The organism is Dolichospermum sp. DET69, from assembly GCA_017355425.1.
GTDB lineage: Bacteria > Cyanobacteriota > Cyanobacteriia > Cyanobacteriales > Nostocaceae > Dolichospermum.
On record CP070233.1, the window covers coordinates 1,990,710 to 2,006,557 of the forward strand.

The window sequence follows — 15,848 nt, forward strand, 5'->3', positions numbered from 1 at the left end:
TTTAGAAAAATAAATGGCCAATTCTCGTTTACAGTTATTAGTCTTAAGCAATGGTCATGGAGAAGATATTATTGCTGTACGGATTATCCAGGCTCTACAAAAATTATCTTCTCCACCAGATATTTTTGCTTTACCAATAGTAGGTGAAGGGCGTGCTTATCAAAAAATCAATATTTCGATGATTGGTAAGGTGCGGAATATGCCTTCCGGTGGGTTTATCTATATGGATGGACGCGAGTTAATGCGCGATGTGGGTGATGGGTTGGTGCAGTTAACCCTTAATCAAATTCAATCTATCCGCCGTTGGGTAAGTTCACAAACAAAGTTAGGTAATCAAAAGGCTGTCTTAGCTGTGGGGGATATTGTTCCCTTGCTATTTGCAGCGGTGAGTGGTGCTAATTATGCCTTTGTGGGTACGGCTAAATCGGAATACTATGTGCGTGATGAAGCGGGACTATTACCGAGAAAATCCAAATCCGCTCGGTGGGAAAATTTTTCTGGTTCAATTTACCATCCTTGGGAAAGATGGTTAATGAGTCGTAGTCGTTGTCAGGCTGTGTTTCCTAGAGATGCTCTGACTACGGAAATTCTCAAAAAATGGCCAATTCCCGCTGTGGATGTGGGAAATCCGATGATGGATGGTTTACAGACAACTTTTACCGCACAACAATTCTATCGTCGTGACGCTGAACATCAAGAAGTAATTCGTCCTTTAATTGTGACTCTGTTGCCTGGTTCTCGTGCGCCGGAAGCTTACAATAATTGGGAAATTATGATGATTGCTGTATCAGCGCTGATGGCTAGTTTACGACAGCCAAATTCTGTATTTGCGACTGCGGGGACGATGATTTTTTTAGGGGCGATCGCTCCTGGTTTAGATTGTAGTATTCTCTCACAAACTTTACACATTCAAGGTTGGCGACTGTGTGATGAATCCCCTTTACCAATTTCTGACCCCGATAGCTTGACTTTTAAACAAAAAAATGCTTATTTTATTTTAACTCAACAAGCCTATAATGAATGCTTACATTTAGGTGATCTCGCGATCGCTATGGCGGGAACAGCAACAGAACAATTCATCGGTTTAGGAAAACCAGCGATCGCCATTCCTGGTAATGGTCCTCAATATAACCCCGGTTTTGCAGAAGCCCAAAGTCGGCTTTTAGGACTATCCCTGACCTTAGTCAAGCAACCATCACAAGTTCTCTCTGCCATCCAATCTCTCTTCAAAAATCCTGACTTTTTACATGAGATTGCTGAAAACGGACTACAGCGCATGGGGCGTGCCGGTGCAGCACAACGGATTGCAGAATGTCTACAGGAAAGATGGGGAATTGATTGAATCATGTCTGAACTATGATTTTTGTGATTATTTTGATGAAGATGATGAAGATGATGAATTTGCCCTCAGAATCACAAAAATCACAAAAATCAGACAAATCACAGTTCAGACGATAATTTCTACTGTCTGAACTATGATTTTTGTGATTATTTTGATGAAGATGATGGAGATGATGAATTTCCCCTCAGAATCACAAAAATCACAAAAATCAGACAAATCACAGTTCAGATGGCAATTTCTACTGTCTGAACTATGATTTTTGTGATTATTTTGATGAAGATGATGGAGATGATGAATTTCCCCTCAGAATCACAAAAATCACAAAAATCAGACAAATCACAGTTCAGACGATAATTTCTACTGTCTGAACATTTTTGTGATTATTTTGATGAAGATGATGAAGATGATGAATTTGCCCTCAGAATCACAAAAATCACAAAAATCAGACAAATCACAGTTCAGACGATAATTTCTACTGTCTGAACTATGATTTTTGTGATTATTTTGATGAAGATGATGGAGATGATGAATTTCCCCTCAGAATCACAAAAATCACAAAAATCAGACAAATCACAGTTCAGATGGCAATTTCTACTGTCTGAACTATGATTTTTGTGATTATTTTGATGAAGATGATGGAGATGATGAATTTCCCCTCAGAATCACAAAAATCACAAAAATCAGACAAATCACAGTTCAGACGATAATTTCTACTGTCTGAACTATGATTTTTGTGATTATTTTGATGAAGATGATGGAGATGATGAATTTCCCCTCAGAATCACAAAAATCACAAAAATCAGACAAATCACAGTTCAGATGGCAATTTCTACTGTCTGAACTATGATTTTTGTGATTATTTTGATGAAGATGATGGAGATGATGAATTTCCCCTCAGAATCACAAAAATCACAAAAATCAGACAAATCACAGTTCAGATGGCAATTTCTACTGTCTGAACTATGATTTTTGTGATTATTTTGATGAAGATGATGAAGATGATGAATTTGCCCTCAGAATCACAAAAATCACAAAAATCAGACAAATCACAGTTCAGACGATAATTTCTACTGTCTGAACTATGATTTTTGTGATTATTTTGATGAAGATGATGGAGATGATGAATTTCCCCTCAGAATCACAAAAATCACAAAAATCAGACAAATCACAGTTCAGATGGCAATTTCTACTGTCTGAACTATGATTTTTGTGATTATTTTGATGAAGATGATGGAGATGATGAATTTCCCCTCAGAATCACAAAAATCACAAAAATCAGACAAATCACAGTTCAGATGGCAATTTCTACTGTCTGAACTATGATTTTTGTGATTATTTTGATGAAGATGATGAAGATGATGAATTTGCCCTCAGAATCACAAAAATCACAAAAATCAGACAAATCACAGTTCAGACGATAATTTCTACTGTCTGAACTATGATTTTTGTGATTATTTTGATGAAGATGATGAAGATGATGAATTTGCCCTCAGAATCACAAAAATCACAAAAATCAGACAAATCACAGTTCAGACGATAATTTCTACTGTCTGAACTATGATTTTTGTGATTATTTTGATGAAGATGATGAAGATGATGAATTTGCCCTCAGAATCACAAAAATCACAAAAATCAGACAAATCACAGTTCAGACGATAATTTCTACTGTCTGAACTATGATTTTTGTGATTATTTTGATGAAGATGATGGAGATGATGAATTTCCCCTCAGAATCACAAAAATCACAAAAATCAGACAAATCACAGTTCAGATGGCAATTTCTACTGTCTGAACTATGATTTTTGTGATTATTTTGATGAAGATGATGGAGATGATGAATTTCCCCTCAGAATCACAAAAATCACAAAAATCAGACAAATCACAGTTCAGACGATAATTTCTACTGTCTGAACTATGATTTTTGTGATTATTTTGATGAAGATGATGGAGATGATGAATTTCCCCTCAGAATCACAAAAATCACAAAAATCAGACAAATCACAGTTCAGATGGCAATTTCTACTGTCTGAACTATGATTTTTGTGATTATTTTGATGAAGATGATGAAGATGATGAATTTGCCCTCAGAATCACAAAAATCACAAAAATCAGACAAATCACAGTTCAGACGATAATTTCTACTGTCTGAACTATGATTTTTGTGATTATTTTGATGAAGATGATGAAGATGATGAATTTCCCCTCAGAATCACAAAAATCACAAAAATCAGACAAATCACAGTTCAGATGGCAATTTCTACTGTCTGAACTATGATTTTTGTGATTATTTTGATGAAGATGATGGAGATGATGAATTTCCCCTCAGAATCACAAAAATCACAAAAATCAGACAAATCACAGTTCAGATGGCAATTTCTACTGTCTGAACTATGATTTTTGTGATTATTTTGATGAAGATGATGGAGATGATGAATTTCCCCTCAGAATCACAAAAATCACAAAAATCAGACAAATCACAGTTCAGACGATAATTTCTACTGTCTGAACTATGATTTTTGTGATTATTTTGATGAAGATGATGAAGATGATGAATTTGCCCTCAAAATCACAAAAATCACAAAAATCAGACAAATCACAGTTCAGACGGTGATTTTCTTCTTCTTCCTCCTCCTGACTCGGTGACTTGGTGACTCCTTTCTTAAACTACTAACCCAGAACGTAAAGCCCGAACTGCTGCTTGGGTACGATCATCAGCACAGAGTTTATTTAAGATATTGCGAACATGAGTTTTTACCGTGCCTACAGTAATATATAACTTCTCCGCGATTTGTGAATTACTGCAACCAGCCACAATCAAGCCTAAAATTTCCAGTTCCCGGATGGTGAGGGGGTAAGTTTCTAAAACTTGTTCATATTCTATTTCCAGAGCTTCAATTTTGACAGTTTTTGGCTTATCCGATGATTGATGATCACCGGGGACACCTTGACGCATTTTTCGTAATACTATACTAGCGATCGCTGGATCAATCCAAGAGTTACCATTAAAAGTTGCTTGTACAGCTTCAATAAATTTATTAACACTTGTATCCTTCATATAATAAGAATCTGCCCCGGCCGCAAAAGCTGCCAAAACGACATTTTCTGCATTATTCATGGTCAAAATCAATATTTTTGTCTGTGATTGTCCTGTTTCCGTCTGATAACGTCTAAATTTGCGCGTCAGTTCAATCCCATCCATATCAGGTAAACCAATATCAATCACAGCCACATCTGGTTTAGTTGTTTCTAAAAGTTTGAGTCCGAGATTCGCACTAGCAGCCTCACCAACCACTTTAAAACCGCCGCGCAACTGCAATTCAGTTTTCAGTCCCATGCGCGTCAAATCATGATCTTCAATTAATAGAATACTAATTTCACTCATTATTACACCCATAATAATTCAGATTACTTCTTGTAATAGTGCCAGTAGAAAGAAAGCAGGAGAAAAAGCCTGTGAATTTAAAAAAAAATTGTATCTAATTTATCCAATCCTCAGCGTATATGATCTCTGAACCAATAAACATCTACCAATAGGAATAATAAATAATAAATAATTAATTTTTAAATTTAAGTAGCTAGTACCGCAAGACGGAATTAAGAATTTAGAATTTAGAATTTAGAATTTAGAATGAATACAGCATAAGCTTTTCACTGATTCGGAATGGTTCATTAACTTACGCCGTACTGTACTAGTACCGCTTTCTCGGAATTTAGAATTTAGAATGAATACAGCATAAGTTTTTCACAGATTCGGAATGCTTCATTAACTTACGCCGTACTATACTAGTAAAAATCTAGCTAAAGATATATACAGATGAGTCCCACAAATGAAATTATTGAGACAACTCAGAAAAATTACAGTTACAGTATGATCATGAAATTTACAATGGACTAAATACAGTAATTAGCAGGTATCATTCCCGAATAAATGAAATTACTAATGTTACGCCGTACTATCAGAGAATAAAAGACTTGTAACGCTGATATTTACCCTCAAAACGTATTTATACCCGTGAAGCGAGTCATTTTTGATCGGATAATCCAAGTGTCTTTAATTTTGAATTTTGAATTATTACCATTGTTTAAGTAAAATTATTTAAGCCAATGGTACATAATGTTTCCATGCAACTCTCACTAATGGGTGAGGACAGTTAATGAATTACTAATTTACAATGTTTTTAACTGGATCAAGTATTTTCTTTTACTGCGGAGTAAATTTGCTAATTTAACAAGAAAGTATGTTTATTTGTATAACCTAGAAACTGTAAAAACAGAAATGCCGAACATAAATCTGTATTTAACAGCAAAAAAAACGATGGAAAAGACGCTAAAAATTTTAGTTGTAGAAAATAATCAGACAAATGGCTCAATAGTAAGTCTAGCTCTGACCCAAACAGATATTAGTATGGAGATTGATGAAGTTAAAGATGGGAATCATGCCTTTTTTGCCCTCATCAATAATCACTATGATTGCGTATTTCTTGATTATAACTTACCAAATCAAGACGGCTTAACATTAATTCATAAATTACAATCTTCAGGAATTAAAGTTCCGTTAGTAATTCTCATAGATTCAGAAAATGAAAAAATAGCCAGAGAGTGGATAAAATTAGGTGCGAGTGAGTATTTTATTAAGTCTAGACTATTTCCAGAAACCATAGCTCAAGTTTTACGCAGTACAATTCGTATACATTATGCTGAAATGCAGCTAAAATTAGCAAATCAACAGCTTCAAGAAAGTCGTGAACAGCTAATTTCGCAGCAAAAAGAATTAATAGCACATCAGCAACATATTAAACAACAAAACTTCAAACTTTTGGCAGCATCCAGTCTAAAATCACTATTTTTAGCCACTATATCCCATGAACTAAGAACTCCCATGAATGCGATTATTGGATTTTCACAAATTCTATTACGTCCCAAATTTGGTCAATTGACAAATCAACAAGTGGATATGGTAGAAAAAATTCTCAATAATGGTAAAGATCTCCTGATAGAGATCAATAAAATTCTTGATTTTTCTCAGCTAGAAGCTGGGAAATTAGCACTAAAGCCAGAAATATTGGATTTATCAACAGTTGTTAGTAATGCGGTAACAAAAATCCGTCCCTTAGCTGAAGCCAAAAATTTATCTTTGCTAGTCAAAACAGAGTTAAAAAATACATCAGTATTTAATGATTCAGTCCGATTACAGCAAATTTTAAGTAATTTACTTGCCAATGCTGTTAAGTTTACAGAATCTGGAACTATTTGGGTCGAAATCCGAGAAACACCTAAAAATCAAGTTACAATAACTGTAAAAGATACAGGAATTGGGATTGCTGCTCAAGATTTTCACAATATTTTTGCAGCATTTCATCAAATTGATCAAGGTATCAGCCGTAAATATTCAGGTACAGGTTTAGGTTTAGCTATTATTGATGCATTAGTGGGCATCATGGGAGGAAAGATATATATCGAAAGTCAATTAGGAGTAGGTTCAATGTTTAAAATAGAATTACCACGAAACATCAATTTAGCAACAGATTTAGGTCATGTCGTTTTTAGTCCTCATCAAAATTATTTTCATTCTGTATATTCTCCTTATAAGGCTTCAATAAATTATCCTCATTTAAAGCTGTAGATTCCCAAAGAAAATAACTATGTCTAATCTAAAAAAAGACCGCATTTTGTCCGTTGATGATGTTCAAGATAATCTGAATTTAGTACGAACACTTCTAGAAGGTGAGGGATATAGTGTTGATTCAGCTCTAGATGGGACAATAGCTTTAGAAAAAATCAGAAAATTACCACCGGATCTGATTATTTTAGATGTGATGATGCCGGGAATAGATGGTTATGAAGTTACAAGACGAGTTCGGAATAATCCCGAAATAAACTATATTCCGATTTTACTACTGACAGCACATCCTGAATCTAGTGCTAGTGTTGTCGAAGGTTTAGATACTGGTGCTGATGATTTTATTCGCAAACCCTTTGAGATAGAAGAACTATTAGCAAGAGTGCGATCGCTTTTAAAATTAAAGCACAGTATGGACGAACAACGAAAAATGACACTACAGCGAGAGGACTTTGTTTCTCGTCTTACCCATGATTTACGCACTCCCCTAGTCGCAGCCAATCGAATGCTGTCCTTATTTCTGCAAGAAGTTTTTTGTCCGATTTCTCCAGATATGAAAACAGCCATTAATATCATGATTCGCAGTAATCAAAATCTCCTGGAAATGGTGAATACATTACTAGAAGTTTACCGTTTTGAAGCTGGGAAAAAAACTCTCAACTTTGAATCATGTAACTTAATAACAATTGCTGCTGAAGTAGTCAGTGAGATCACTCCTTTAGCACTTGAGAAAAACTTAACTTTAACCTTGGATACCCATGAGTTAAGCCCAACAGAAAATAATGGGGGAATAGTGAATGGCGATCGCTTAGAATTAAGACGAGTATTCAATAATTTAATTGGTAATGCCATCAAATTTACGGATACAGGTAACATAGAAATTCGCATTTTTGAAACCTTATCCCCAAGCAATCATAGCAGTCAAGTAATCATCGAAGTTCAAGATACAGGTTATGGTATTGCCGCAGAAGATCAAGGAACAATTTTTGAGCGCTTTCATCAAAGCAAGAATAAAAGATCAGGTAGTGGATTAGGACTACATCTTTCCAGCCGGATTGTGGAAGCACACGGAGGTCAAATGGAGCTTTCCTCAGAAATCGGCAAAGGTAGCATATTCACAGTCAAACTACCTAAAATTACTGGATGATTATTAATGAATCCGTTGCACTGCTAAAGCCGAGCATAGTTCAAATTTTCTCCCTAGTAACCGGTCGATAATTGCTCCTAATTCCTCAATCATATAAGGTTTAATGATGTAATCATCAAAACCAGCTTCGAGAAGACTTTTTTTATCTTCACTCCCAGTTAAAACCGTCACAGCAACCACAGGAATATGACAAGTTAATGATTCGTGTTTTAGATACTGAATAACATCTAGTCCACTCATACTTGGTAAAAAAATATTCAATAAAATTAAATCAGGTTGGTGTTCTTTAGCCATAAATATTGTTGTTGAACTTTCCTTTTGACAAATAGACTGACAACCAAGTAACTCAAGGGTATAACTCATTAACAGTAAACTATCATCATGATTTTCTACCACTAAAATTAAAGGCTGTTGATGTTTTTGCCGTTTCTCATTACTCATGAATGAATGCGCTAGATACATCTGGTCTCCAGAGTAGTTAATGGGGGATTAGTCGTCTTTTTGGGCATAATAAACGCATTTTTAAGTTCTCACTGGTTATTTATGTCAACAAATTTGAACAGGAAATAAAAATCCAGCTTTAATACTTTTAGCAGATATATTTTGATTATATGCAAAAATGTCAATAAATTTATTTAGAAAAATCAATAAATTCCTAGCAACGGAGATTATTGTTATTCTTGTTACAAGTATTTCAACTAATAACTACTAACTAAATTTTAGAATTGGAGGAGAAAAAATTCATAAAACCTCGCGGTATGCGGGAAACTCAGTGGCTAAAGCCGGTGAGAGGGAAGCGACACGAGTGAATTTATTCACTGTGGTATTTAAATGCTGATTTTTGAATGGATATAATCCCGGGAACCAGCAAACCCGTTCAAGTCCCCTCGCCCAACTAATCCAAAATGTCTTGTCTTTAACCAACGACTTAACAAACAGTCTTGCAGATAATCCGATAGCGTAGCGTGGCGTAAGCCATACTGGGGAAGTATTCGGAAGTGCGGATCAGGATTAGTCTCAATGGGCTAGTCGCTGCTTGTGTTGTAAAGTTTGTTCTTTACAAGCTCAATCCCTTTAGGGTTGAGTCAGTGACAATTCATACATTGAAAATATCAAACTTAATTCTTTCTCCTGACTCCTATTCCTAACTAGCAACTGATATATAGGACTCCTATTTGATTTTTGAACATATACTATTGGTGGGCATTGCCCACAATATCCGGGTTTTGGTGGGCAATGCCCACCCTACAATACTTAGATATTGTTCAGAAATAATTTAGGATTCTTATAGAAATCATAAATGATATTTGAAAAATGTTAAGTAGGGTGGGCAATGCCCACCATAATCATGATATTGTGGGTATTGCCCATCCTACGTAATATTATGGCTACGCCACGCAAGCTATCAAAAATCAAATATTAGTCCTATATTATCTATAATTATTGCTCAAGTAGACAAAGATTGAGTAAAATGTTTGGCACAACTTTTTTTATGTAATACAACAGCTTAGAGGATGAATGAACAAGTTTTTAATGTATAAACAAACCCCTCTTGTAAACCTCTCCCCGAAGCGGGGAGAGGCTTTGAAACCCCCCTTCCCAGCCTTCGGCACGCTGCGCTAACGTAGGGAAGGGGGGCAGGGGGGTCTGACTGACAAGTGTAGGTTTTTTACATTGAGATTGATAATAGGGGCCAGACTTGGCAGACAAGGAGGGAAAGTGGACAAGGAGGAAGGAGAAAGAAGAATTAAAACCTATGAAGATAGGGAACATATCGGGCAGAATTTTCCGGTTCTTTTTCTTCATACTCCCTTGTCTACTTTCCTTCCTTGTCTTCTTTCGTCCAGCATAAAACCCAATTGTAAAAAACCTACACCTGTCAGGGCAGGGGGGTTAGGTTTTTGGAGATTATCGGTTTCATCTAATACTTTATGGCTAACGCCACGCTATGCCTGATGCCTCCGGCTCCCGCAGGGATACGGCACACTTCGTGAACGCTATCAAACAACCTCTAATTACCTAACGGCAGTTTATGCCAATAGCGGTAGGCAGTAAAACCATTTTAGTGTAATGCTATATTATGTTACGCAAGTAAGTGTGATCAAAAAGTTGTGCATCATTGCCTGTTTCAACAGAGAATAATTTGACTATGGAATTTGACTATTTCCGAACTAACGAAAGTAATAACACTAATAAGAACTTTCAAAATTTGTTATCTAGTGGTTGGCGGCCATTTCACAGAGATTTTGACTGGGACTATTTTGGTAAAATTTTATTCCATGATACCCAGGAATTAACGCAGAAAAGCATTAATTTAGCCAGTTATTATGCTGATGCCTTAGCCAGAAAAGAGTATGCTTGGTGGGCAAATATTTTAAATTTAGCCTCAGATTATACCCGTGGCGAATTTCAAAAATACTGGAGTTATATCACACCCGATATGCTTACCCCAGAACATCGTCATAAAGACTTTTTAAGTACAGAAACACCTCTTGTCCAATTTGTCAGCCGTAACAGTATTCCTATTGATTATGTACTAAATCTTCTCCAAGAAATTACTGTTTTACGAGTTTTGAATTTGTTAGAACGTCCTGATATTATCACTCAATATTACTCAGAAAGAGATTTTTATTTCCCAGTTGAAAAATTTGTGAATTGGGAAAGATTAGATGTGATTAATACAGTTTACGCTTATTGGTCAGAATATGATATTTGGTTACAAATTGAAGCCTATGAAAGAGGCAGAAGAAATTATACTTTAATGGCCAAAAACATCAAGCCATTAATTAATAAAGCAACCTATGATTTAGCAGTCATGCTGAGTGGATATCAAAGCCGTGTTGGCAAAGTTCATAGTCAGTATCCATTGTCAACATTTCCCCCAGACATTCAAGATTTTACTGACATAGTTCAACAAACAATTTTAGATCAAAATCAATTAGCAGTAGTAGTACATGGCGCACCAGGTACAGGGAAAACAGCATGGACACAAAGTGTAGCTAAAGAAATTCTTGTCCCTTTAGGATATGTAATTTTTATTTTAGATCATGATGCAATTACTAACTTTGTTCCCCCAACATATTTAGAAAAGATTTGTATTATCATTAATGAAGCGGATAATCTAGCCCAAGACCGGGCTTCAGAAGTAGCACAATATAACAACAAAACTGAGCATATTTTAGCCTTATTAGATGGGACATTATACCAAAGCATAATTGATGAATCTGGTATTCAAATGCAACAGAAATTAGTAATACTAATGACCTGTAATACCACGGAAAGATTAGATCCAGCTATGTTACGTAAAGGTAGGGTAGACTTAATATGTGAGTTCACCAAAAAATTTGTTTAATACCAATTAAATATCAACCTACATAGAACTCCTATTTGATTTTTGATAGCTTGTATTCGTAGGCATTGCCCACCGTAGGCTATATACCCAGACAGAGAATATTAACAGTCAGTTTTGACCTTATGAATCAACAAGAACCACCAGTAACACGATTATTTTCTCACTTGGAATTTGACGGGCATAAATTTCAACATCAACCAGGTAGTGTTGTAGGAAATACAGCTTTAATTATGGGAACTACCATTGGTGCGGGAATTCTGGGATTACCAGCACTAACTTTAACATCAGGTATCTTACCCTCTACAACTTTACTCATTGTCGTATGGCTTTACAGTTTAATTTCCGGTTTATTAATTGCGGAAGTAACTTTAAATATAATGCGAATTGAAGGTATTTCCCATTTAGGATTATTAGCACTCATAGAAAAAATCCTCGGTAAAGTGGGAGTAGGAATCGCCGGAATTGCCTATATGTTTAATCATTATGCCCTATTAGTAGCATATATGACTGAAGGTGGAGAGGTTTTAACAACAACATTTAATCAAGTTGGGAAATTACAAAATATTTCACATCAATGGGTAGGAACAATAAGTTTTTTTCTAATATTTGGTAGCTTGATGTATTGGGGGAAAGACAGATTAGTTGAAAAATTAAATGGTATATTTATTATTGTGTTACTAATTGCTTTTTTTGGTTTATTACTATTAGGAGGAAGGCAATTCCAAAGTTCTCAATTTTTAGTGCAAAATTGGCAAGCTGTAGGTAGTTCTATTGCTGTAATGTATGTAGCAATGTTTTTTCATAGTATTGTTCCATTTGTTGTAACTCAATTGGAAGGAGATGTTCCCAAAATTCGACAATCTATTATTATCGGTTCTGTGATTCCCTTATTCATGTTTGTAGCTTGGAATGCCGTTATTTTAGGCTGCATGACTCCAGATATTTTACAGCAGAATATTGGCAATGAGAGGGGATTTAATCCACTGCACATTCTGCGAACTGGTCAAGCTGGAGAATGGTTTGCTGTGTTATTATCAATTTTTTCTGAATTTGCAATTATTACATCATTCATTGGTATTACCTATGGTTTAGCAGATTTTTTTAGAGATATTTCCGTTATTACCAAAAGTGAAATTTCTCGTTTACCTCTCTATTCCTTAGTGTTGCTTCCACCTCTGGGTTTAGGAACATTTAATCCTACTATCTTTTTTCATGCTCTAGAATACACTGGAGCATTTAGTGTTTCTATTTTAGGGGGAATTATGCCAGCATTAATGAGTTGGAAACAAAGTCAAACACCAGAATTTAGTAATGGTAACTATCAAACCTTAGTTCCCGGAGGTAAAATAACATTAATATTTATTATTGTCGGGGCATTATTTTTAATATGTAGACAAATTTTGGCAATATATGAATTCTCATAATGAGTATTGATAAAAAGTGAATAAAACCTCTCTTATCGGGTAATGACAAGAGAGGATTTGGAGCTAAAGTCCGGTAGGGTAATCGGGCTACTTAATATTTAATATTTATCGCGGTTTAATCCAGTCCCCCCTAAGATATAGAAATTGATAATTATCATCTACAATTTGTATCATTTACGAATTTGCATAAAAAAATCCCTTGCTTGTATAGTGCAAACAAAGGGATTTGCTGTTAAAGTTCGTCAGGTGATCGGAATATTTAATTATTTAATATTTATTGGGTACGTCTTGATTCCTCCATTGGGTAGATAAAAATTGGGGACGGGAAGATATTATTGTATATTTTCAGACTATTGAGATAAATACATTTATTCATCCATTATATTCATGAAGAAATCATGAATTTATCAATATATCCCATAAATTCTCCCAAACTAGGAACACTATTAGCAAGGTGCATATATAGAAACTCGTAATCTAAATTAGATGCAAGTCTATTGAGTTGTTTCTCACTCTTATTATAACCTTTATGGACATAGTTATAAATCTTTTCCATATCATCAGTAGGATGAGGTCTTTGTTCCATATCATCAGTTTGAGGATTAAATCCAAACATTGCTTGAATTTTCTGTGGAGTTAGACACGGATCTATTTTTAGAAAATGATTATATTCGGCTAAAAACCATGATTCCACTTCCATAACAGCAAGAACTATATTTATAGGAATCTTTCCTTTTGGTAGGAAAGAAGTTAAATCACTTTGCAACTTAGATTTTTCAGATATGCGTGTTGGATAAACATCTCTTAATCCTATAATTCTCTCATAACCAGATAGTATTAGCTTTGTATACTGTTTTTTTATATCAGAAACCACTCTTTTATCCCCAGAAGAGTTATATATTAAAACATAAAATTTTGTTTCAGAAGTAATAACTGGTTTTTTAATTAAAGAAGTATCCTTGCCAGATTGATTAGCATTTATAGAAATTATTTCTATAGCGAGTCTGTTTTTATCAGCAATTTCTTGAAGTAATGTTTCTATAAAAATTTGTTCTGTTTTACCTTCCACAAAAATAGCTAATTTTTTCACTGTTATATATGCTCCTCATTACCAAATCCTTTGATGTAAAATTGAGTTTCAAAAAAATCAAAATTATTTAACCCAATAAATTTAAAATCCTCAAATATTTGCTTTGAATTATGTATATTATGCAATTTTGCTAATCCTGGTTTTCTCTCAATTACCAACCAATAATCTAAAGGAACACCATTCATAACATAGCTATCATTAGTTGTCATAATTAACTGAACCAATCCACTTCCAGCTTTACTAATAAGCAACTTAATCATTGCTGATGCTCTTTCAAAATCGAGTCCTTCCCCAATATCATCTATTAAAATACAACTAGGCTTTTTAGCTAACAGCGAGTAGTTTATTTGAATAATTAAAGATAATACTCTAAACATCCCTTGAGATATTATTGATTGTTCAGTTTTATCTCTTAAATCACTTTCTTGAACATAAATATATTGCTGTTTTACTTCTGGAAAGTAGGAGTTATCTTCTTGAAAAATCGAAGTTGATGGCGTTTTAGTACCAATTTCATCTATTCTGTAACCAACAAATAACATATCTGACTTGATAGATTCAATAAAACTTTCTCCTAACTCTTTTTCTCCTAATTTGAATATGCGAATTACATGATTTTTATTGTTGAAGTCTATATTTTTTTTGATTATCGCCACGCTTTCGGTGTTAATTGCATCAAGACTACTTCTGCCTAAATCCGTTCCAAATTCGTAATACCTCAATAAATTTGCCCAAATGTAAACGTCTTCAAAAAAAGGATGCTGGATAGAATCTCTTCGATGAAAAGCTGCGACTTCATTAGGAGGTGTTTGAAAATCAATTTCTTTGTCTAATTGTTCAGCCCAAATTTTACCTTGACCTGATTTATCTCTCATCAGGTAACATTTAGATCCAACAGTGTAACTTTCTTCAATTACTAGACTATTCTCAACTTTCAATATGTAGACTTTTTTATTATCTCCGTTATAAGAATCAAAAGTTAGTTTCCACTCTCTTAACCTACCATCAAGTTTACTGAGCTTTTCTTCACCAGATAGAAAATCTGATAAAAATTTAATACTTCTAAGCATTCTCGATTTTCCAGAGGCATTTTTACCAACAATTAAGTTTACATTACCTAATTGACAACCATCTAAACGCCACTCACTTGGCTTATCTTTATCTTGACAATATTCTACAAAGTCTAATTTCATATAGTTTTAGTGTTTATACTTAATTAAGGTAACAATAACTTATTATAGCCTATGATAAATTACTACTTACCCAAAAACAACACCGCGATAAATTTCCCCTATTGGTAATTCAACACCAACTGACTCCAAAAAAATAGATTTTTCTAAATTATTAAAATCACTGAATAACCAACCTTGAGATTGTTTACTATATTTTTCTATAAAAGGTTCATCTTGTTCAACTAATAAATATTCACAAAAACTGCTAATTGAACGATACATCCGAAACTTGCTCTTGCGGTCATAATCTGCTGTTGAAGGAGATAATACTTCCACAATTAAGATAGGATTTAAAACTTCATCACTGCGATTTTCATTTAGTTGCGGTTCACCTGCAAAAACCATCACATCTGGATATAATCCGCGTTTATATTCAGGAATCCATAAGCGTAAATCGCTATTAATTGGCTCAAATTTACTATCACGCAGAAGATATGTTAGATAAGTCAACATATTTCGACCGATACGGCTATGGTTGAGTGATCCTCCAGGCATTGGTATAATTTCTCCATCACGATATTCACTGCGCCCTTCAGCTTTTTCTTCAATGGCGCGATATTCATCTAAACTATAACGACGCTCAACAGTGGTAATCATCATGTTGTAACCGATTACATTGAAGTGATCATCATTATAGCAAA

Annotated in this window: 10 protein-coding genes; 5 read left to right on the plus strand and 5 right to left on the minus strand. The window is 34.6% G+C overall.

Annotation, left to right across the window (positions count from 1 at the left end):
* Positions 1-13: 13 nt before the first annotated feature.
* Complete coding sequence (locus EZY12_09330; protein ID QSX69758.1) at positions 14-1,342, plus strand: hypothetical protein; 1,329 nt, start codon at positions 14-16, stop codon at positions 1,340-1,342.
* A gap of 2,659 nt (positions 1,343-4,001) precedes the next feature.
* Here the strand turns inward: EZY12_09330 and EZY12_09335 are convergent.
* Positions 4,002-4,724: a response regulator transcription factor gene (locus EZY12_09335; protein QSX69759.1), complete on the minus strand. Its 723-nt coding sequence runs from the start codon at positions 4,722-4,724 to the stop codon at positions 4,002-4,004.
* Positions 4,725-5,657: 933 nt separating this feature from the next.
* Between EZY12_09335 and EZY12_09340 the strand changes: the two genes are divergently transcribed.
* A complete protein-coding gene (locus tag EZY12_09340; GenBank protein QSX70600.1) occupies positions 5,658-6,965 on the plus strand; it encodes a response regulator in 1,308 nt (435 codons plus the stop codon).
* A 19-nt stretch (positions 6,966-6,984) separates the two neighbouring features.
* Positions 6,985-8,109, plus strand: coding sequence for a hybrid sensor histidine kinase/response regulator (locus EZY12_09345; protein QSX69760.1), 1,125 nt, complete (start codon positions 6,985-6,987; stop codon positions 8,107-8,109).
* A gap of 3 nt (positions 8,110-8,112) precedes the next feature.
* On the opposite strand, the gene EZY12_09350 is transcribed toward EZY12_09345, so the two are convergent.
* Positions 8,113-8,571, minus strand: coding sequence for a response regulator (locus EZY12_09350; protein QSX69761.1), 459 nt, complete (start codon positions 8,569-8,571; stop codon positions 8,113-8,115).
* 1,687 nt (positions 8,572-10,258) lie between these two features.
* On the opposite strand from EZY12_09350, the gene EZY12_09355 reads away from it, so the two are divergent.
* Both EZY12_09355 and EZY12_09360 read left to right on the plus strand, forming a co-directional pair.
* Positions 10,259-11,461 carry an AAA family ATPase gene (locus EZY12_09355; GenBank protein QSX69762.1) on the plus strand — a complete coding sequence of 401 codons (1,203 nt, stop codon included), beginning with the start codon at positions 10,259-10,261 and terminating at the stop codon, positions 11,459-11,461.
* A 122-nt stretch (positions 11,462-11,583) separates the two neighbouring features.
* The gene (locus tag EZY12_09360) at positions 11,584-12,885 is read left to right on the plus strand and encodes a tyrosine transporter (GenBank protein ID QSX69763.1); all 1,302 of its coding nucleotides are present in this window, start codon (positions 11,584-11,586) and stop codon (positions 12,883-12,885) included.
* Between the two features lie 385 nt (positions 12,886-13,270).
* On the opposite strand, the gene EZY12_09365 is transcribed toward EZY12_09360, so the two are convergent.
* The 3 genes from EZY12_09365 to EZY12_09375 all read right to left on the minus strand — a co-directional run bounded on the left by EZY12_09365 (position 13,271) and on the right by EZY12_09375 (position 15,804).
* Positions 13,271-13,975 carry a DUF4276 family protein gene (locus tag EZY12_09365; protein ID QSX69764.1) on the minus strand — a complete coding sequence of 235 codons (705 nt, stop codon included), beginning with the start codon at positions 13,973-13,975 and terminating at the stop codon, positions 13,271-13,273.
* 2 nt (positions 13,976-13,977) lie between these two features.
* Positions 13,978-15,168, minus strand: coding sequence for an ATP-binding protein (locus EZY12_09370; GenBank protein ID QSX69765.1), 1,191 nt, complete (start codon positions 15,166-15,168; stop codon positions 13,978-13,980).
* Between the two features lie 66 nt (positions 15,169-15,234).
* A complete protein-coding gene (locus EZY12_09375) occupies positions 15,235-15,804 on the minus strand; it encodes a Uma2 family endonuclease (protein ID QSX70601.1) in 570 nt (189 codons plus the stop codon).
* Positions 15,805-15,848 lie beyond the last annotated feature (44 nt).

Excerpts from the sequence above, each read along its gene's own strand:
- EZY12_09350 (QSX69761.1), bottom strand. The coding sequence starts at position 8,571 with ATGTATCTAGCGCATTCATTCATGAGTAATGAGAAACGGCAAAAACAT.
- EZY12_09335 (QSX69759.1), bottom strand. The coding sequence starts at position 4,724 with ATGAGTGAAATTAGTATTCTATTAATTGAAGATCATGATTTGACGCGC.
- EZY12_09360 (QSX69763.1), top strand. The coding sequence starts at position 11,584 with ATGAATCAACAAGAACCACCAGTAACACGATTATTTTCTCACTTGGAA.
- EZY12_09355 (QSX69762.1), top strand. The coding sequence starts at position 10,259 with ATGGAATTTGACTATTTCCGAACTAACGAAAGTAATAACACTAATAAG.
- EZY12_09340 (QSX70600.1), top strand. The coding sequence starts at position 5,658 with ATGGAAAAGACGCTAAAAATTTTAGTTGTAGAAAATAATCAGACAAAT.
- EZY12_09370 (QSX69765.1), bottom strand. The coding sequence starts at position 15,168 with ATGAAATTAGACTTTGTAGAATATTGTCAAGATAAAGATAAGCCAAGT.
- EZY12_09375 (QSX70601.1), bottom strand. The coding sequence starts at position 15,804 with ATGATTACCACTGTTGAGCGTCGTTATAGTTTAGATGAATATCGCGCC.
- EZY12_09345 (QSX69760.1), top strand. The coding sequence starts at position 6,985 with ATGTCTAATCTAAAAAAAGACCGCATTTTGTCCGTTGATGATGTTCAA.
- EZY12_09330 (QSX69758.1), top strand. The coding sequence starts at position 14 with ATGGCCAATTCTCGTTTACAGTTATTAGTCTTAAGCAATGGTCATGGA.